Consider the following 966-nt stretch of genomic DNA (forward strand, 5'->3'; position numbering starts at 1 on the left):
TGTTCGCGAGCCGCAGAACCGCCGCGTGGAAATCATCCTCCACTGAGCAAGGCCTGCGGATCGGATCAGGAAACCCCGGCGGAAACGCTGGGGTTTTTCTGTCATTGGCCAAGGATCTGGCAAACGTCGTGATATTGTCACATCGCGTTCCGGTCTGTGGTTTTGGAGCAACACCAATCCGGAAATACGGGGCGTCAACGTTCAAGCCCTCCTGCATCGGCAGGGGCGATGCTAAATGTCCGTCGACGGAAGCTTAACCGTTCGATCAGCAAACAGGCTCCGGCGCACGAGGAGAGACGAAAATGAAATTGCGCACGACACTTCTGGCGGCGACGATCATCGCGGCTCCCGCCCTGGTTCCGGCGGCGGCGATGGCTCAGCCGGTCACCGGCCCCTATGTCAGTCTTGGCCTCGGCTACAACATCATGGGCAGCCGCAAGGTGAAAAGTATCTCGACGCCATACCAGGACTTCACCTCGGGGGCGCGCACCCTCTTCCATAACGGGTTCACCGGCGAGGCTTCGGTCGGCTACGGCTTCGGCAACGGCTTCCGCGTCGAACTCGAGGGCGACTATTTCCACAATCAGGCCGCGAAGGTCGACGGGAACGGCGCGCAGGCGGTGGTATCCGGCACCGAGCAGAAATACGGCTTCATGGCGAACGCCCTGTATGATTTCGATGTCGGCGTTCCCTATGTCTATCCGTATGTCGGCGCCGGCGTCGGCTATCAGTGGCTGCAGTGGCGCAATGCCGGCGTGACGGGCGCGCGCTTCAATGGCACGCCCGGCGCCTTCGCCTACCAGGCGATCGCCGGTCTGGCCTTCCCGATCCCGGCCGCGCCGGGCCTGTCCGCCACCGTCGAATATCGCTACATGCGCACCATGGGCAGCGACAACTATCGCGCCACCGTCGGTGCTACACCGGTGACGATGAAGGTGGGCGACGAAGGCAACAATATGCTGATGG

General features: G+C 62.1%; 2 protein-coding genes. One reads left to right on the plus strand and one right to left on the minus strand.

What is annotated here, in order from left to right:
* Positions 1-205: hypothetical protein (locus APM_RS22430; protein WP_206740707.1), on the minus strand; the 205-nt coding region annotated here is incomplete at its 3' end.
* A gap of 97 nt (positions 206-302) precedes the next feature.
* Between APM_RS22430 and APM_RS17995 the strand changes: the two genes are divergently transcribed.
* A partial coding sequence (locus APM_RS17995; protein ID WP_007424826.1) for an outer membrane protein occupies positions 303-966 on the plus strand: 664 nt, incomplete at its 3' end.

Origin of the sequence: Acidiphilium sp. PM (assembly GCF_000219295.1) — a bacterium.
Classification (GTDB): Bacteria; Pseudomonadota; Alphaproteobacteria; order Acetobacterales; family Acetobacteraceae; genus Acidiphilium; species Acidiphilium multivorum.